Origin of the sequence: Flavivirga abyssicola, from assembly GCF_030540775.2 — a bacterium.
GTDB classification, from domain to species: Bacteria; Bacteroidota; Bacteroidia; order Flavobacteriales; family Flavobacteriaceae; genus Flavivirga; species Flavivirga abyssicola.
The window spans coordinates 524129-544812 of the sequence record NZ_CP141266.1 but is presented as its reverse complement, the minus strand read 5'-3'; the positions used below and the strand labels follow the sequence as shown (position 1 = coordinate 544812).

The following is a 20684-nucleotide window of genomic DNA, read 5'->3' as shown; positions in this document are numbered from 1 at the left end:
CTCAAGTTTCAACAGGAGTAATTATAGGTCTTTTAAAACTCCTTATTTTCAGTAAAAGCATTACATCTACTTAATTTGGATATAGAAAATAATACACGCTAAAATTTTAGCAAAAAGTTTTTACTTTTTTGCTAAAAAACACGTTATTTGAAACTTAAATTAATATTATTCGGGATGTGGCGCAGTCCGGTTAGCGTACACGGCTGGGGGCCGTGTGGTCGCAGGTTCAAATCCTGTCATCCCGACAAACTAAAGTGAAGAACTTGTGTAGAAAGTATACTTTCTTAAACAAGTTTTTTTGCTTTAGATAAATTAAAGCAACGCTTTAATTTGCAACAAATGTGATGTAAAAGGATCATCTAAATCATGTCATCGACTAAGTAAGGTGTTTTAAATGAAATTAATAATCTCAAGTCAAAATATAGCGGTTAAGTTTGATTTGCATTTATTACGTTTGTTCCAAAGAGTAAAAACAAAATACTTTGCACTTTGTGACCAATTGTTTCACGCAATATTCCAAAAGCTTTGATAATATGAGCTTCAACTGATTTTATACTTAAATATTTGGTTTTATCTTAGAATACGTTAATGTTCTATATTCATGTCGATTATGTTCTCTACAATTTTGGTTTTAATTCAACACGCATTAAATAATTATCACAAGTAATAAAAAGGTATTTTTCATCATCTGTAAACTCACAATTTCCAGTAGATTTATCTAATGTTATAGTTCCTAAATGCTTTCCTTCCGGATTTATAATAAGAACACCTCCTGGACCTGCCAGAAAAATGTTTCCTTTACTATCCAACTTCATTCCATCAGCTTTTTGCTTATCTATGCTTCCATTTAAAGCTTTTGTAGCATCAAAAAAGCGTCTTTTATTTTTTACAACACCTTCTGATACAATATCAAATGCCCAAATGGATGGTCTATCGGAATTAGAATCTGCCACATAAAGGATCTTTCCATTATGGGATACAGCAATACCATTAGGTTTATCAATGGTTTTATCCAATAGAATGAGATTTCCATTTTTACCAAAAAAATAAACACCATTAAACCCTATCTCACTTTTCTTTTCTCTTAATCCAAAAGAAGGATCTGTAAAATATAGGTTTCCTTTTTTATCATATACTAAATCATTAGGTGAGTTAAATCTTTTGCCTTTATAATGGGTAACTACGGGCTCAAACTCTGGCTGGTTTGGATTAGAGAGACTTTTAAGCTTACTAATACGTCTATCTCCGACTTGACATAAAACTAGATTTCCATCTGCATCAAGCGATAATCCATTAGAGCCTTTAGTGATGTTTTTATTTGAACCTGTATATCCTGAAGGCGATATATAAACCTGTAAATCATCTTTTTCACTCCATTCATAGATTTTATTTTCAGGCACATCAGAAAAAAGGAGCTTCTTTTCTTTAGGTAACCAAACGGGGCCTTCAGACCAATTAAAACCTCTGGCTACTAGTTCAATTTTTACATTTTTAGCAATAATATCATCAATAGATGCATCTAAACGATCAATATAACCATAAGGTGGATACTTATTTAATGAATCTAATATGTTCTTAAACTTCTTTTGTATTGATTTTTCATAATCTGAAATAGTTTCATCGTCTAATTCATTCTCTTCTAAAACATCATTTTGTGTATTGTAAAAACGGCCATCGCTGTATAATTTATATTTAGAATTTAGAGTAAATTCATGCAGATCAAACCGTTCTTTCCCAATCCCTGGTTTTGGGTTGTAACCAATATACACCCAATCCCTTCTATCACTTGTCTCTCCTTTAAGTGCAGACATAAAACTTTGTCCATCTGTTTGGGATATAGTAGAAACTTCAACTCCTGCTGCATCTAAAACTGTTGGTAAAAAATCAACTGCACTTATATACTCATCTATTTTTACTCCATGTTTAATTTTACCAGACCAATTTGCAATAAATGGAACTTTAATACCCGATTCTATTGTTAAGCCTTTACCTCCTTTATACGGTTTGTTATTTAATAATGAGGTTACCTTTTGATGCGTGCCATTATCAGAATAAAAAAGAATAAGCGTTTCATTTCTAATCCCTTTTTCATCTAAATTATTTACAATTTTACCAACTATTTTATCCATATACTCTATCATATCTCCAAAATGCTTTGGATGGTCTTCAAATCTTTGGTCATAATCTGACCATGCCTCGCTATCTGGAGTTGGAGAAAAAGGATCATGAGTTAAAGCCATTGGATAATAGATAAAAAATGGTTTATCATCTTGTTTATTGACAAATTCATTTAAATAATCTGAAAAAATATCTGGCCCATATTTATCTTTTACGCCTTCTAAAAAGGTTCCATTTTGTAAAATCTTAGGGTTAGGATATCTAGACCCTTTGTCTTCTTGATGCCCTGTATGCCACAAACAATATTCATCAAAACCAGCATCACCAACTTTCATACCCGAACCTCTTCTGTATTTTGCTCCTGGATGTCCAATGGTATCATAACTCTGTAATTGCCATTTACCTACAATACATGTTTTATAGCCAGCATCTTGCATGAGATGTCCAAATGTTTTTTCATTTGGATCTAAAATCCCAAAAGCTTTCCAGTTTCTAAAATTGTATTTACCAGTCATTAGTTCAACCCTTGTAGGCGTGCATAGGGGTTGTGCATAAGCGTTATTAAACTGTATGCCTGTTTCTGCTAGTTTATTTATATTGGGTGTTTTATATGAAGTACTTCCATAACTTTCAATACACTCAAAACCTAAATCGTCAGCCATTATCAAAATAATGTTAGGTTGCTTTTGTTTCGATTGTTTTTTTGAAGATTCACACCCCAACAAACAGCATACAGCGAGCAACAAGAAATATTTAGTTATCACTTTTAAAAAATAAAATATTTGATTTTTTTTCATTTGAAATTGTTTTTCTAAATTTTTTGAAAGTGAAATCTAATGCTCCTTCTGGACTTGTTTAATTAGATATTTTAAGGTACTGTAAAAATTCGTCATCAGACTTGTTTACCCACTTTCCCTTTTTATAAATGTCTTTAAAATCTTCGTTAAAGTTTGGATTCTCTTCTGGTATTTGAGCATTTACTTTAGTTCTCCACGCATTTAAATCCTTCATCAACTCTGCAACTTTTTTAGGATTATCAAGAACTAAGTCTTTTGTTTCACCAATATCTTCCTTTAAATTATAAAGCTCTAAACCATCGTTTTCAAAAGTTTCGATAAGTTTCCAATGTCCTTTTCTAATAGCACTATATGGTTTTGCTCCTTCTAAATGGTAGTGTGGATAATGCCAAAAAATAGATGCTCTATCTAATTTGTCTTCAGCCATTAAAACTTTTGAAAAATCTACACCATCCATATTTTTATTATGCGCTGTATTACCCATAGTTTCTGTTAACCCTAAAATTGTTGGGTATATATCTGGAGAAATCAACGGTATGTCTACAGTTTTTCCTTTGAGAATTTTATTTGGCCATTGCACAATAAAAGGTACGCGTACACCACCTTCATACATATCTCCTTTTCCAGACCTAAGAGGGAAATTTGAAGTTACTTGTTCTCTAGATCCATAATTACCTATTAATCCGCCGTTATCACTTGTAAAAATTATAAGGGTATTGTCTAGAATATCCAATTCCTTCAATTTGCTTATAATATTTCCTACTGCATCATCCATGTGTTCTACCATAGCTGCGTAAGTCGCATTTTTATGATTGGTTATCTCCGTAATTTGTGCTTTGTATTTATCTATCTTTTCTTGTTTAGCCTGAAGTGGTGTATGAACGTTATAAAACCAAAAATTCATAAAAAAAGGAGAATCTGAATCTCGATTTGATTCTAAATATTGAACAGCTTCTGAAGCTAACCTTTCAGTAAGATATTCGTTTTCAGTGCCATCTTTTAATCTAGGGTTGCCATATGGAGAGAAATAGCCATTACTTTCTTTTCTTTTCTGTGGTGCTCCTTTAGCCCACCCACCAATATTGATATCGAACCCCTGGTTTTCTGGCCAATACTTATCTTCTTCCCCAAGATGCCACTTCCCTAAGTGAATTGTGTTATAACCTTCATTTTTCAAGGCTTCTGCCAAGGTAATCTCATCAAGGTTAACCTGTTTTGTCCAATCGGGAACTTTCATTTTGGCAAATGGTTTCTGATGACCTGCAATCCAATCAGTACAATTAATTCTAGCTGGATACTTGCCTGTCATTATACTAGATCGAGATGGTGAGCAAACAGTACAAGATGCATATGCATTTGTAAATTTTACTCCATTAGCTACTAATTTATCAACGTTGGGGGTTTGATACAAATCGCTCCCAAAGGATGATAAATCTGTCCATCCTAAGTCGTCTACCACAAATAGAATGACATTAGGTTTTTTATTTCTGTGCGTCGAATCGCAGCTAAAGCATAAAAAAACCAAAAATACCACTGTGTAAAATCTCATGGATACTAAACTACAATATTTTATCTTGCTACCAATTCGTAAAAGAACCATCATTTCGCCTTAATCTTGGAATTTCTACTGGGATAAATTTGTTTTCTTTTATAAATTCTTCATTGACATCTACCCCAAGACCTGGAGTATCTAAAACAGGGTATCTTGGACCAGCTAATTTAGGTTGCACCGGATAAAATTTTGGATCATTCGTAGAAACATGGGCTCCTGTATTTACCTCTTCTAACCAGCTAAAATTAGGACAAGCGGCAGCTACGTGAATAGTTGCAGCGGTACAAATAGGACCTAATGGGTTATGAGGCATTAAATCTATATAATGCGATTCTGCCATTGAAGCTACTTTCATCGCTTCTGTAATACCTCCAACATTACAGACATCAATTCTTGCATATTGAGTAATATTTCGCTCTATAAATGGTAAAAATTGCCACTTACTTGAAAACTCCTCACCTATAGCGAATGGAATATCTATCATGTTTCGTAAGCTTTCATAAGCTTCAGGGTTTTCATCTCGAATAGGTTCTTCTATAAAATCTAAAGTCCCCTCTGGCATACGTTTCATAAAAGAATAGGTTTCAGCCGCTGTTAATCTTGTATGATAATCTAACCCTATGGTTATTTTTTTACCGACTAACTCTCGAAGTTTAATCATCCAATCTGCTAAAAGTGCAATGGATTCTCGTGGCTCAAATCTTGATATGTCTTCTTGATCTTCAAACTCAGCTGGTGCTAATCTTAACATATTCCACCCTTCACTCACTAATTTTTTGGATTGATTTAATAATGTGTCTAAAGTTGAAAAACGCACTGAAGCAAAACACTCCACAAAATCACGCTGTTTCCCTCCGAGTAATTCATATACAGGAACTTCTAGCTTTTTACCTTTTATATCGTGAAGCGCTATATCTATAGCTGATATTGCAGCGGTTAACACACGACCACCTTCAAAATATTGTCCTCTATATAAATCTTGCCAAATAGCTCCAATTTCCATAGGGTCTCTACCTATAATTAATGGGGCGTAATGTTTCAAGGCTCCTACTACGGCATGTTCTCTTCCCGACAAACCAGAAGCTCCCCATCCATAAATTCCAGAATCTGTTTCTATTTTAACAACTAATTGACTTCCTGATCCAACATTAATCGGATATGGTTTTACTGCCGTTATTTTCATTTATAAATATGAATTTTAATATTATTCTTTTGAAACGATACGTTCTGCTTTTCCAACCTAAATAGTATAAAATAAAAATTCTAAAAAGGTTATAACTGCTTTAAGCATAAGTTTTGGACTAAAACCTCCATCTTAATTGAGCAACAAATAATTATTGGAATTATTATAATTAATAATCCCTCAATAAAATTAGCACTCCACCAACGAATCTTGATTTTTTTATACGCAACTAAATATACAAATACTCATACAATACTCGTTAAATCAATTTCAAAAAACACAATAACTGAAAGTGGAATGATAAAAATGTATCAATAGTTTCATCGTTAAGTCAAACTCACGTAATATCAGGATTTGTTTTTTAATCTTTCGTTGTCTTCCATGATCAATTTTCGCTGTTTTTTGCTTAAACCCTGTTTGAAATATACATCAAGATTATGACGAGGACGATTTTTTTTCATTTCAGGATAATTGGTGTTCAAGTTAAGATCACAATCAAAACGTGCTAAAATAGAATGTGATTTACCTTTTCCACCTAAATTCGTAAAGTGAGATAATCCCCAATTAATACCTTGTCCAAAACGAGTGTTTGAAAACGCATCAGGAATAAATGGCCCACCTGCATTTGGCATAAGCTCAACTATAGAGGCTATTTCAAAATTAACACCATCTTCAGCATATTGAATCGTATTATGCTCATGGCCATCTCTTATAACAAGAGCAGCAATGCCTTTTTTAAATGGAAACAAAGTCGTTTCATGTCCAGATGAAATAACAGGATTTAAATGATGTTTTGTAAAAGGTCCTTCAGGGTTATCTGCAATTGCTAAGCCTTGCATACGAACATATCTGGGATTTTTATCAAAATCAGATTTGTAGTATAAATATATTTTACCGTCACGGACTAAAGGATATGGGTCATGGATGGAAAATTGATCCCATTCGCCTTCATTGCCATTAGGAATCACAATTTTATTTAGTGGTGTCCAAGGGCCATCAGGAGAATCAGCAGACGACATCGCCACTGGACAATCATCGCCTCGTTTCCCACTAGCTTCCATAAAGCCTTGATAGTACATATAATATTTACCGTTCCATTTTAAAACATCTGCTGTTGAAACTGAACGCCATCCTACATTTGGTTTTGGTGGACGTGGAATAGCTACACCTTGTTCTTCCCAAGTAAAACCATCAACACTAGTGGCGTACCATATTTCAGATAAATCCCAATCACTTGATGGAATGGTGTCATTGCATTTGTCGGCGCCTTGCGGCGGCGTATTAGTTTTACGATGTGTGTACCAAACATAATACTTATCGTTTTCAAAAATTATTTTTGAAGGGTCTCTTCTTGATATGGTGCCATCATGATCGTTATAATCAAACCCTTTAAGTTTGGTATACTTAAATAAAGTGTATAGTTCATTGTTCTCAGGTTTTGAGGCTGGATAAGTATAATTACGTTCTAATGCTTTGCTTAATGAGCGATTTGGTTTCTTCTCTGGTAATAAATATGGAAAGCCTTCAGTATTTTCATTTTGAGATATGGGTTTAACTTCTTTTTTTTCTGAGGAGCAAGAAAAAATGAGTAGCCCTAAAAATAGAACTGCTATTGTTTTTTGAAATATAAATTTCATGATAAGTTATTTTTTTGATTTATGAAAACAATATGTTACTATTCAATTCAACACCATTTTTATAGGTTAACTGGATAGGTAATCCACTCTAGTTTTTATCAATTTAATAGACAATATATTGTTTTTAAGTTTTGTTCTATCAATGTTAAACCTGTATTTATGTTGACATTCTTTCATTAAAGTCATAGAATTTAAAATTAATAAAGCTTCCGATGAATCCTCACTGCTGTAAAGTGCTTCAGTCATTACTTGAATTGGGTTTTCAGCACCTATTAATCCCAAAAACTCTGCGGCACGTACACGGTTAATCAGTTCGCTATCTGTTTTAGAAATAGTAATGGCATCATCCTTTAATGATATAGCTTCTTTTCCAAAATTACTACAAGTAATCAACCCCCAATAACGCTCCCAGGGATCTGATGATTTTAAACTGTTTTCAATTTTAGACTTGACACTATCAAAATTTTCTAAACTAAGGTTCGCAATGTCGATATAATTTTGAATATGTGCTTTATGTTTTTGCCCAAATGCAACAGGGTTTTCAAAAGCATTTTTAATCAAATAAAACTCAGGATAAAAGGATAGGTCTGGCATTGTTTTAACACGCGAGTTTAAGTTTTCTCGCATGTCAATTAAGATCTTGGTATAGTCTTCCTGATTTGCTAAGTTATTAGTTTCATAAGGGTCAACTTCTAAATCATAAAGGGCTTCAGTAGGTTTCGGTTGAAAAAACTGCGACTGGATATCATTCAATTTACCAGCTTCGTATAAGTTTTTCCATGTTTTATATCCAGGTTGGCGATAACGGTATTCGTTCATTAAACCATCAAAGTTAAATGCTTGATAGTTTCTAATGTATTTATATTTTCCTTTTCTAAGGGCACGTACCATATCGTACTTCTCATCAAATCTATCGGCATAACTAAAAGTTTCATTTTTATTAGCTAAGTCTTCTTTCGTAATATTTTTACCAAGAAAGGGCGTTCCATCTATACCTTTAGGAATTTTGGCACCAGCTAAATTCAATACCGTGGGACCAAAGTCTACAAAGCTTACAAAAGCATTTGATGTTGTGTTAGGTTTCAGATTTATTGAATTTTTGTATTTAGGAGGAATATATACCACTAATGGAACATGTAAACCCGTTTCGTATAAATAGCCTTTACTACCAGGAAGTACACCGCCATGATCTCCAAAATAGAAAATGAATGTGTTTTCAAGTAGACCTTCCTTTTCAAGGTTATCAACTACTTGTCCAACTTCGGTATCCATTTGTTTTATTTTGTCGAGATAAAGCGCATTTGTATATTTAAAAAGTTCGGTTTGTGGATGATTTGGGAATACAAATGTAGAATCAGGATTTGTCTTTGTTCCTGCTTTCATGTCTTCTTCAGTGAAATGTAATTTCCCCTCGTGGGTGGTTCCTATGTTAAATACATGAAAAAAGGGTTGATTTGGTTTTCTGTTCTTCCAAGTAGCATGCTTTGAAGAATCATCCCAAACACTATCAGATTTAAAAATATTATAATCTTCTTTAGAATTGTTAGTTGTGTGATATCCAGCTTGCCTTAAATAGTAGGGAAACATTTCTAAGTCCTCAGGCATGGGTACTTTTTGCAGTTTTCTATGGTAGTGGGTTGCTAATCTTGGACCATAAGACCCAGATATTAAAGTTGATCTTGCAGCACTACAAACAGCAGCGTTTGAAAACGCATGAGTAAAGCGAATGCCATGATTGGCAAGCTTTTCGATATTTGGAGTGCTTGTACCATGTTTATCAAACAAGTCCATGTAATGTTTTGAATTGTCTTCAGAAGTAATCCAAACAATATTTGGAGGTGTTGTTGGTTCGGCTTGTTTTGAGTTGCAAGAACTTATAAGGTTAAATAGTGCAATATAGAGTATTAAGCTAAATTTTGATTGAAACATAAGTAATAATCGTCTTCTTAAATGAAACAATATAATTAATCTAAATGAGCGGTAACAGCTCCACCAATATCATTTTCGGTATAACCTTGAAGAGTGATTTTATAAGCATGCGCATATTTACTTGGCATAACTTTAGGAGCCTTAATAATTAAGCCCTTTTCGTTTCTTTCCCAGTAAACTTTTTGGTCACTTCCTAAAAGTTGAATATTCATTATTTTGGAGTTAAGTACACCAATATCTGTACTCAATGATTTAATAACTGTTTCATTAATAGGAGTAGCCATTACAATAGCATAAAACTCTTTATCAGATTTTTTAGTAAATCTGATGTCAGCATTATTATAAACTATTTTAATTTTTTCAATTTTATGACCGCCTTCAGGCAAGCGTGTTGGTCCTTCCCCAAAAATAGTCCAAGGCCTAGTTTCGTAAATAGCATCTCCGTTTATGGCTAGCCATTGCCCCATTTCTGTAAGGAGGTTAACCATTTCTTTAGGAATGGATCCATCTGGGTTTGGTGGAACGTTTAACAGCATATTGCCGTTTTTAGCCACAATATCAATCAAGATATCAATGAGTTCATTAGGCGTTTTAAACTTTGCGTTAGGACGGTAAAACCATGTTCCAGGAGATGTATCTGTTAGCCAAACATTTTCTTTAGGTTGGTTAGGGCGACCGCGCTCGTAATCTTTAATAGCAGAAGCTTCATTAAAAGTACTTTCTTTGTAACAAACAGCCACGTCTTTATTCCATTCTAATCCTTTATTGTAATAATATGCTAAGAATTTTAATCTGGATTCTTCGGTCATGTTTTCTAGCCACCAATCAAACCAAATTAAATCTGGTTGATATACATCAATATATTCTTTAAGTTTTGCCCACCAATCGTTATAAAATTGGTCATCTGGGGTATCAGAATGTAGTTCATGTGGGTTAGTATAAAGGTCATAATCCTTTTTACTCACACCGCCATAAGCATGAGCTGGCGCAAAATATTGCCATGTAAAAGCATGATGAAAGGAAGCCATGAATTTCATGCCTCTAGCTTCTAATTCTTTTTTTAATTTAGCCGAAGGATCAATACCACCATAATTCATAGAATTCCATCTTGTAGCTTTAGAGTCCCACATGGCAAAATTATCATGATGCATAGCTACAGGGCCTGCAAACTTAGCTCCAGAGATTTTGAATAACTCTGCCCATTCAGAAGCATTGAAAGCCGTAGGGTTGAATTGTTCAATAACATGCTTGTAACCAAACTTTTTTGGGTTGCCATATTTCTTTTTGTGGTGTATGTAATTTGTTGTGGGTTTGTTTTTTATCCCTTTTTCCAATTTGCCATTATCATACATTTTCATACCATGCCACCCACGGTAATTCATGTTAGGATCAGCATCGTCAAATGCTTCAGAAATCGGTCCCCAATGTGTATAAATACCAAATTTTGCATCTTGAAACCAATCAGGTGCAGGATTTACTTTGTTTACAGACTCCCAAGTTTCTTGATAGGCGTCATGTTTTTTTTGAGCATTTGAAATAATGCAAATATTTAGAGATATAAACAGGAGCATTAATTTTTCTTTATAATTCAATGGCATTATTTCTGATGTTTTATTTATTTAATTCTTTTAGATTTTTAGTAACTATAAGTGTAATTATACACTAAGCAAATCTAAAATTTAGCCAAAGCAATGCACCGAACAAATGATTTTGTTTGTAGAATAAATGATTTTTGTAGCTCATTTCTTTTTTAAATGGCAACATATGTCTTTGTTTACATTATAAATGAGTTTTTTTAGCAAAAATATTTAGTGTCTTAAGGGGCTCAATCTAGAATTAGGTTATTTTTTATTTATATTTGAGTAGGGGGCTGCTTTTCGCATGCCTTTAAATTAGAAAGCATAAAAAGGCCATTATTATGTTACATTAAAACTATGACACACAGCAAACGTACTTTTTTTTATAAATTTTTATTGAGGGTAGCAGCATGTTTTTTCATGTTTGGTATTAGCTATTCTCAAAACAATATCATTTTTGACCACCTTACTACTAATGATGGTTTATCTCAAAGTGATATAAATTGCATTTATCAAGATGAAGACGGGTTTATGTGGTTTGGAACCTATGATGGGCTTAACAAGTATAATGGTTATGAATTTATTAATTATCTACCTGACGCTAATAATGAGGAAAGTATAAGTAGTAATATTATATTTGATATTACTGGAGATAAGAGCGGTAATTTATGGATAGGAACAACTGGAGGAGGCTTAAATAGATTTAATAAAAAAACGAAAAAGTTCACGAGATATCTGCATGATGTAAATGATGATAATACACTGGATAGTAATATTATAAACAGTGTTTATGTTGATGATAAAAATAATAGACTATGGGTAGGTACTAAAAAAGGAGTTAATTTACTTGATTTGAGCACGTCACAAAACAACCCAGTATTTGTGAAAATTAATTCAAAAGAATCTGTAAATGTAAATGATATCTATCAGGATATATATGGGAATGTATGGGTTGGTGCTAATAGTGACCTATACGTAGTAATAGAAGATGAAGATAACCAGTTTAATTTTATTAAAATTAACTATGATTTTAATTTAATTAACCAGATAGGAGAAAACCAAAATGGCGAACTTATTATTGCCACAAATACAGGGATGTTTATCAAGAAGAATGTCAATGGAAGTGATGAAATAATACAACTAACCCATACCAATACACGTGCTTTTATTGTTGATGAAAATAATAATTACTGGGTTGGTAATAATAAAGGTTTATCTCAGAATAGGATTGTAAACGAAAAGGATTTAAAAAAGAAAAATCATTTTGAATACGACCCCATTAACCTTAATAGTATAAGTAAAAATATCGTTAATAGTATCTATGAAGATAGAACAGGCATTTTATGGATAGGTACAAATGGAGGAGGGGTTAATAAAATTGACCCTAACAGAAAACAATTTCAGCATATAAATAAAACCTCAGACTCAAATAGCTTGAGCTACGATAAAATAAGGGCTTTTTATGAAGATAGTAATAATGATTTATGGGTTGGAACTGAAGGAGGAGGCTTAAACTTGCTCAATTCTAAAAATGGAAACCGGAGGTTTAATAACTTCAAAAAGTTTAATGATTTATCAAAAATATTTGCTCTAGAGGAAGTTGTTGTCAATAATAGGAAAACACTTTTAATTGGAACTGGAAATAAGCCAGGGTTGTTTAAACTAGATATAGATAAAGCAAATAAAAACTCTAACCAAAATATTGATCTCTTTGTAAATACCATGGGCAGTGTGTTTACCATTTTACAAGATAATAACAAAAATATTTGGTTAGGAACTTATGGAGGAGGCGTTTATCGATTAATACCTCAGAAGAATTCTAATGCTTATAAAGTAGATGTTTTTGAACATATTCAAAATAACAAAAGTAGTATTCCAAGTAATATTATAAGGAACATTTATCAAGATAGTAAAGGAAACATTTGGTTTGGGACGGCAAAAGGGCTTTCTAAGCTTACCTCAAAAGAATTGTTGAAAGATAACCCGAAATTTGAGGTTTATAGAAATATTCCAACTGATAGCACCTCTTTAAGCCATAACTATATTTTGCCAATTTATGAAAGTAAAGAAGGCGATATTTATGTTGGGACATTTGGTGGGGGTTTAAATAAATATGTGCCAGGGAACGGTAAGAATAATGATCAATTTGTAAGGTATTATCAAAAAGATGGTTTGGCTAATGAGGTTATTAAATCGATTCTTGAAGATGATTTAGGTAATTTATGGTTGTCAACTAATAAAGGGCTTTCAAAGTTTGATACTAAAACCCAAAGTTTTAAAAACTACGATGTTAATGATGGTTTACAGAATAACGAATTTCAAGAATTAGCAGGATTAAAAAGAAGCGATGGTTCTTTGCTATTTGGAGGGATTAATGGATTCAATGTTTTTTTCCCTGAAGAGATTAATGAAAATGTTTTTCCTGCACAAACTGTAGTTACAAGCTTTTCGGTTTTTAATAATAAAATAAACCCTGGAGAAGCATACAACGGAAAAGTATTAATAGATAGCTCAATAAATTATATTAATAATATTAATTTAAAATATGATCAAAATAGTTTTACAATAGAGTTTGCGGGTTTACATTATGCAGCTTCACTAAAAAATAAGTTTTCATACATTTTGGAGGGATATGATAAGGATTGGATACAAACATCCTCAGAAAAAAGGTTTGCAAATTACACCAATATTTCACATGGTAATTACACATTTAAAGTTAAAGCTTCAAATGGTGATGGTGTTTGGGATGCAAGCCCTAAAGTCATTAACCTTCACATAGCACCGCCTTTCTGGAAGACGTATCCTGCATATATCTTTTATGCACTATTAGCATTTGGGTTATTATTTGCATTTAGGAAATTTACAATAATAAAAACGACCAGAAAACATCAACTTGAGTTAGAGCATATAGAAAAAGAAAAACAGGAAGAAATACAAGTAGCTAAATTAGAATTTTTCACTAATATATCTCATGAATTTAGAACACCACTAACACTGATTAAGGGGCCCTTAGACTATTTAATGAATGCTGAAAGCACACAAAAAAGTCCTGAAACAAAAGAGCAGTTTAGCATAATGAGTAAGAATACTGATTATTTAATGCGGTTAGTTAATCAATTGTTGGATTTTAGAAAAATCAATCAAGGTAAAATGAGGTTGGTAATGCGTCATACAGATATTATTGCTTTTGTAAAAGAGGTAGGTGAGCCTTTCCAATTTACATCGCATAAGCAAAATATAGACTTCAATATTTCATCGATTCATAAAAGCATGAAAGTTTGGTTTGATCACGATGCTCTTGAAAAAATTATAAAAAACTTATTATCCAACGCATTCAAGTTTACTTCAGCACATGGTAAGATAAATGTAGTTATTTCAAAAGAGAGTGTATCAAATGCTTCAGATCCCGGATATGTCATTATTGAAGTAGAAAATACGGGATCTGGGATTAGTGAAGAAGAAATAAAGAGTGTGTTTAACAGATTTTATACTAAAAACAATAATAAACATAATCCCCAAAATGGAGCGGGGATTGGTCTGTCTTTTACGCAAAGTTTAATAAAATTTCATCAAGGACGCATTGATGTAAAAAGCACCCCAAACCACAGTACAAGTTTTATGGTTAAGTTGCCATTAGATAAAAATGTATATAAAAACATTCCAGAAATAAGTATTAAAGATAAAACCGAAAGTGATTTTTTAACAAGAACTTCAGAAAATGAGTCATTCGCAATAGATATGAATGATGAAATTACTGATGCCAATATTGTAAAAAAACAATCAAAAAAACCACTTGTTTTAGTTGTTGATGATAATGATGATATAAGAACCTTTATAAGATTAGCACTTAGCGATACTTTTAATATTGTAGAGGCAAGCAATGGCGAAGAAGGGTTGAGGATAGCTAATGATTTCATTCCAAGTATTGTTTTAACGGATGTGGTTATGCCTGTTATGGATGGGATTGAATTGTGCAACACACTAAAAAGCCAAACAGAAACAAGTCATATCCCTATTATCATGCTTACTGCAAAAACATCAAATGAAAGTGAAGTGTCTGGATTAAAAACAGGAGCAGATGGTTATGTGAAAAAACCTTTTGATATTAATATTTTGAAACTTAAACTAAATAATATATTAAAGGATAGAGAAGAGTTAAGAAAAAAGTTTAATAGAGAAATAACTTTACAGCCTGAAGATGTTACAGTAACTTCTTTAGATGAAAAATTTCTTCAACAAGCTATAGAAATTGTGGAAAAACATATGATGAACACAGATTTTAATGTAGAGTTGTTGGTAAAGGAAATAGGTTTAAGTCGTAGTAATCTATATATAAAGCTTAAAGATCTTACAGGTTTGTCATCTAGTGCATTTATTAGAAATATTCGTTTAAAAAGAGCCGTTCAACTGTTAGAGCAAAGTGATAATTCCGTTAAGGAAATTATGTATATGACCGGGTTTAACACGTCATCATATTTCTCTAAATGCTTCAGGAAGCAATTTGGGTCACTGCCTAGTGAATATGTGAAACAAATAAAGCGCAACAAGACAACTTTTGTTAAATAATTATTTGCCTAATAGTTTTTTTTATAAATTTAAAGTTAACCTTATTAAGGCATATGGTTTATTTTTTTAGACTTAATCTTACAAAATAACTTTAAATATGTAATATTTTACACATTTAAACACATTTGTTGCTTATTCTAAAACATATCTATTGCGAGTTGAGAGAATAAATTAAAAGATTTGTCTAACTAATTAAACAATCTAAACGATGAAATTGAATTTACTCTTTCAGAGGATGACGAAAATCCTCTTAACATTAATTATCTGCTGTTCTTGTTTTAGCCTTTCTCATGCGCAGGTTAAAACTGTTACAGGTAATGTGGCAGCAGATGGAATTTCCCTTCCAGGAGTATCCGTCTTGGTCAAGGGAACAAACACAGGAACTGTAACTGATTTTGATGGAGGCTATGAAATCAAAGTTAGCGCAAATCAAACCCTGATCTTTTCGTATGTAGGATATAATACCGAGGAGGTATTAGTTGGAAATCAAACTATTATTAATTTAACCATGGTAGAGGATGTATCTGCCTTAGAGGAAGTAGTAGTAATTGGTTATGGTACTCAAAAAAGGAAAGAAGTATCAGGAGCAGTAGGGCAAGTAAAGTCTGAAGAACTTGCTAAAACCACAACATCTGATATTGGTACAGCTTTACAAGGCCAAATAGCAGGGGTAAGTGTAACCTCAAATTCAGGTGAACCTGGAGCCGAGGCTAACATATTAATTAGAGGTTTTAGTTCTGTATTAGGAAATAATTCACCACTATATGTTGTAGATGGTATTCCTTTTGAGTCTGATCCGCAATTAAGTATTAACGAAATTGAAACTATTGATGTTTTAAAAGATGCTGCATCTAAGGCTATTTATGGAGTTAGAGGTGCTGCTGGTGTTATTCTTATTACTACAAAACAAGGTAAAGTAGGACAAATGGCTATTAGGGTCAATTCTGAGTATGGTGTGCAAGATATTACTTCTGCTGTGCCATTAATGGAAGGCTATCAACATACCTATATGGAAATGTTACGTACAGCCTTAAGAACAAATAAACCCGTAGGTGATGTTCTTGCAGATATACACAGAAACAGAAGTTGGTTTAGTAACAATACAGATATAAGTGGTGTTATATTACAAGATTTAGCCCCTATTCAAAACCATTCTATAAATATTTCTGGTGGAAACAAAGGTTTAAGATATGCCTTCAATGCCAATTATTTTGATCAAGAGGGTGTTATGATCAATTCAGGATATAAACGTTTTAATGTAAGATCTAATACCATTTTTACTAAAGGTAAATGGAAAGTAACCACAGGAATAACCTTTAAAAGAGATCAAAGAGTGATTCCTAATAATGGTGTGTTTAATCTAATTTTACGATATAAACCATTCCAACAGCCTATAACGCTTGGTGATACAGAGCTTTTTGATGTTACTGATGATGAATTGGATGATCCTAGAGGTTTAGGTCCTATTCGTAGTTTTGGAGGCGTTGCAAGAAACTTGAACACTAAAGAAGATAGAAATAATACCAGGACTACTGGTAATATCCAAATTGATTTTGATATAACAAAAAACTTAAAATTAACAACAAGGGCAGGTGCTACATTTTCAGATACTAAAGGGATAAGAATTGTACCAAGGTTGGATGTATATAATACTGCTGGAGATCTTATTGAGCCAAATCCTGGAGATGTATCTTCAAATAGAACATCACATCTTACATCGAATAAATTAACAGGAGAATTTATTGCGACCTATACAAAATCTTTTGGTATGCATAATATTTCTTTATTAGGGGCAGTTTCTACTGAAGAGTTTAACTCAGAATATTTTGATGCACAAAAGCAAGATCAAGCTAACCCCTCTATTCTTGTGTTTGATGGATATACGAGTAGCGACCTTATTCGATCTAATGGTAGAGATTTAACTTTAACAAGAGTAGGGACAATAGGAAGACTACAATATAATTATGATGGGAAATATTTATTCAGCTTTAGTGTGCGTAGAGATGGATCATCAAATTTTAGTCCAGCAAATAAATGGGAAACCTTTTACCAAGTTACAGGAGGATGGAATGTTTCTGATGAAAAGTTTTGGGAGCCATTAAAAAGTACGGCAAGTTCTTTCAAAATAAGAGCCAGTTATGGTGAAACAGGAAACGACAGAATTCCAGCTTATAGTGATCAGGCTGTAGTGCAATTAGGGCAGAATTATGTTTTTGGAAGTAATAATGCCACTTCAGGTTTAAATTCTGGTAGCGAACTTCTTGGTTTAGGTACTACACAAGCACGTTTTGCGAACCCTAATGTTAAATGGGAATCTACAATTGGAACCAATTTTGGTTTTGATCTTGGTTTTTTTAAAGAAAAACTAACTTTTTCTAGCGATTATTATGTTAATAAAAAGGAAAATTTATTGTTTGGAGTTGTTAATCCACCTTCAACAGGGGTTTCTGGTCAAAACAGAACTAGTATTCTAAACATAGGAAACATGAGAAATATTGGTGTAGAATATACTCTAAATTATAAGCATAAAGGTAAAAAGGGTTTTAAATGGAATGCCTCATTAACCTATGCGCAAAATGATAATAAGGTAACTAAAACAAGCCCTAATAACCCGATTATATTCTTAAATAATAGTTTTATTTCAAATAGACCAAGGGTACCAGAATTAGTAAGTGTTATTACTGAAGGTCACGAAGCAGCATCATTTTTCTTAAGAGAAACAGACGGCATTATTAATACCCAAGAAGAATTGGATGAATATACAAATCGAGTTGAAGATCCTAATGCAGCATTAGGAGAATTTAGATATATTGACCAGTTAACAGAGGATACTGATGGAGATGGCATTGCAGATTCAGGAAATGGTATAATTGATCAAAATGATAAAGTTTACAAAGGAAGTGGTACTGAGGATTTTAATATGGGACTCAATTTTAATGCCAGTTATAAAGGATTTGATTTTACGATGAACTGGTATGGGTCTTATGGAGCAGAAGTGCTAAACGGAAGTAAAGCATATGCTTACCAATCGGGTACTCATAGAGATATTTATTATTCATGGACAATATTAAATACAGAATCTCAAATTCCATTTTACAACGGAACTACAAATAGTGCTTCTTATAGAGGTGCATCGGATTATTTTCTAGAAGATGGGTCTTTTATTAGATTAAGAAATGTAGCATTAGGCTATTCGTTGCCTAAAAAAATAACTGAAAAGTTTGGAATAGATAAATTAAGATTTTATGTACAGGCACAAAACCCAATAACCATAACAAGTTATTCTGGGTTTGATCCTGAAGTAGGAAATGATGGGTTTAGTACAAGAGGTATAGACCGAGGTACATACCCTATAAGTTCACAATATAAGGCAGGTTTACAACTTCAATTTTAAAAAAAATGAAAATGAAAAAAATTATAAACATTAAAGTTAAACCAAATGAAACCATCATTTGGAGAATTATACCAGTAGTTTGCTTTTTACTATCATTTTACTCATGTGATGATTTTTTAGATCAAACGAATCCAAATGCTTTGACATCTAATAACTTCTGGGAGAATAATGGCGATTTAAACGCAGGCTTAATTTCAGTATACAGTGTTTTGAAAGACAATGATGTACAAGGCATTGAATCAGAATCTGTAAGAACTGACCTAGCAGTGCCAGCAAATTTTAGAAGAGGAAGAACAGGAACCCAGATGTATGACCTAGAATATACGGCAAATACTGATTATGTAAATAATAAATGGAATGCATTGTACTTAGGGGTATTTAGAGCCAATCAAGTTATTCAAAACTATGAGACTGTTTCTGCAGGGTATCAAAATGAAGCATCGAGAGAAGAAGGCTTGAGAATTTTAGCACAAGCAAGAGCTTTAAGAGGGTATTTTTACTTCGTGTTAAATAATAGTTTCAATGACGGTTCAGTACCTTTATTAGAAACTATACCAGAAACTTTTGATGATTTCCAGAAAGCCTTTTCAACATCTCAAAAAATAAAAGATTTTTACAGAGCAGATCTTCAATTTGGGTTGGAAAATCTACCAAAAACATATTCTGAATGGTTAGATGTAGGAAATAATAATCTTGGGCGAATTACAGCTGGTGCATGTGATGCATTACTTGGAAAAAGTTATTTATACGAAAATGATTTTACAAATGCAGAATTACATTTTAAAAGTGTTATAGATAATTATAATTATGAATTGGTAGATGATTTAACGAAATGTTTTACAGGTATAGACGAATTTAATTCTGAATCTATATTCGAAGTAAACGTTACTACTGGGGTAAATTTATTGGCAGATGGTGAAGAAGCTGTGTCTCAAGGCGTAACACACATTATTGGTAGTGGTGGAATTATGCCTAGTAGTCGTTTAATACTATTGTATAGAGAAGAGAAGGTTGATCCTGCAGATCCTATAAATAATGTAGAGCGTACTATTTATACTGCACAGGGAGAAATAGATGGGACAGTTCCAGCAACACGACTTTATAGCTTAAGAATGGGAAACCTTATGGGACAGGTTGATGATCCAGATCATTTATATTACGGTGTACCAGGTGGCGAATTTGGTAACGTGCCTGGTGTACGTCCTTATTCAAGAGGTTTAACAGCTACATTTAAAAAATATACTCATTGGAATACTATAGGTGGCGGTGCTGGAGAAGATGAAAGTACAGAGTTTGATGGCAGATCAGATATAAATATAATAGTTATTAGGTTAGCTGATATCTATTTAAGTTATGCCGAATGTATGTTAGAGAAAGGAGACTTATCTGAAGCATTACGTTATATAAACAGAGTAAGAAAACGTTCTCATATTATGCTTTTAGGAAAAGCAACGGATCCCGGTGCAGAATTTAATAACGCAGAGACCACTTATGTAGATGATATAAATTTAGATTTATCAGGAAGTGATGTCGTAACTGTAAGTAATTTAATGGAACATTTAAGGTTTAAAGAAATTCCTTTGGAATTATCTTTAGAAGGAGACAGAGCTGCAGATTTAAGAAGATGGGGTGTTTTTGGAAATGTATTAAGTGAGATGGCATCAGTTCCATATGACTATTGGCATTATCCTAAAAACACAAATGGAAAACACGGTGTACGATTTAAGTGTTTTTTAACACGTACAGGAGAACTACCTCAAACTTTTGACCCAAATGCGCAGGGTGTAAAGTTCTTTTCGGGGCAAATAGAGATACAGGACAAAGTTGTAGCGGCCAATAATTATAATTCAAATTTCCATGATTATTTACCAATACCACAAAGTGAAATAGATGCCAATTTAAACTGGAATGATATTGTAGATCAATAATCT

The 20684-nt window shown here is 32.8% G+C and carries 9 protein-coding genes and 1 tRNA gene; 4 read left to right on the top strand and 6 right to left on the bottom strand.

From position 1 onward, the window contains the following. Window positions 1-170: 170 nt before the first annotated feature. A tRNA-Pro gene (locus tag Q4Q34_RS01950) sits at window positions 171-245 on the top strand. 372 nt (window positions 246-617) lie between these two features. On the opposite strand, the gene Q4Q34_RS01945 is transcribed toward Q4Q34_RS01950, so the two are convergent. The 6 genes from Q4Q34_RS01945 to Q4Q34_RS01920 form a co-directional block, all read right to left on the bottom strand. After that, window positions 618-2915, bottom strand: coding sequence for a sulfatase-like hydrolase/transferase (locus tag Q4Q34_RS01945; RefSeq protein ID WP_303317218.1), 2298 nt, complete (start codon window positions 2913-2915; stop codon window positions 618-620). A gap of 58 nt (window positions 2916-2973) precedes the next feature. Continuing rightward, window positions 2974-4464, bottom strand: coding sequence for a sulfatase (locus Q4Q34_RS01940; protein WP_303317219.1), 1491 nt, complete (start codon window positions 4462-4464; stop codon window positions 2974-2976). Window positions 4465-4492: 28 nt separating this feature from the next. Continuing rightward, window positions 4493-5650: a mandelate racemase/muconate lactonizing enzyme family protein gene (locus tag Q4Q34_RS01935; RefSeq protein WP_303317220.1), complete on the bottom strand. Its 1158-nt coding sequence runs from the start codon at window positions 5648-5650 to the stop codon at window positions 4493-4495. 347 nt (window positions 5651-5997) lie between these two features. Next, window positions 5998-7287 carry a glycoside hydrolase family 117 protein gene (locus Q4Q34_RS01930; RefSeq protein ID WP_303317221.1) on the bottom strand — a complete coding sequence of 430 codons (1290 nt, stop codon included), beginning with the start codon at window positions 7285-7287 and terminating at the stop codon, window positions 5998-6000. A gap of 66 nt (window positions 7288-7353) precedes the next feature. Next, window positions 7354-9216 carry a sulfatase family protein gene (locus tag Q4Q34_RS01925; protein ID WP_303317222.1) on the bottom strand — a complete coding sequence of 621 codons (1863 nt, stop codon included), beginning with the start codon at window positions 9214-9216 and terminating at the stop codon, window positions 7354-7356. A gap of 35 nt (window positions 9217-9251) precedes the next feature. Next, window positions 9252-10787 carry an alpha-L-fucosidase gene (locus tag Q4Q34_RS01920; RefSeq protein WP_303317223.1) on the bottom strand — a complete coding sequence of 512 codons (1536 nt, stop codon included), beginning with the start codon at window positions 10785-10787 and terminating at the stop codon, window positions 9252-9254. Between the two features lie 363 nt (window positions 10788-11150). Here Q4Q34_RS01920 and Q4Q34_RS01915 point away from each other — a divergent pair, with 363 nt between their 5' ends. From Q4Q34_RS01915 to Q4Q34_RS01905, 3 genes are all read left to right on the top strand, one after another. After that, the gene (locus Q4Q34_RS01915) at window positions 11151-15359 is read left to right on the top strand and encodes a hybrid sensor histidine kinase/response regulator transcription factor (protein WP_303317224.1); all 4209 of its coding nucleotides are present in this window, start codon (window positions 11151-11153) and stop codon (window positions 15357-15359) included. A gap of 235 nt (window positions 15360-15594) precedes the next feature. Further along, complete coding sequence (locus Q4Q34_RS01910; protein WP_303317225.1) at window positions 15595-18753, top strand: SusC/RagA family TonB-linked outer membrane protein; 3159 nt, start codon at window positions 15595-15597, stop codon at window positions 18751-18753. 11 nt (window positions 18754-18764) lie between these two features. After that, on the top strand, window positions 18765-20681 hold the full coding sequence (locus Q4Q34_RS01905) for a RagB/SusD family nutrient uptake outer membrane protein (RefSeq protein ID WP_303317226.1): 1917 nt from the start codon (window positions 18765-18767) through the stop codon (window positions 20679-20681). The last annotated feature ends 3 nt before the right edge of the window (window positions 20682-20684 follow it).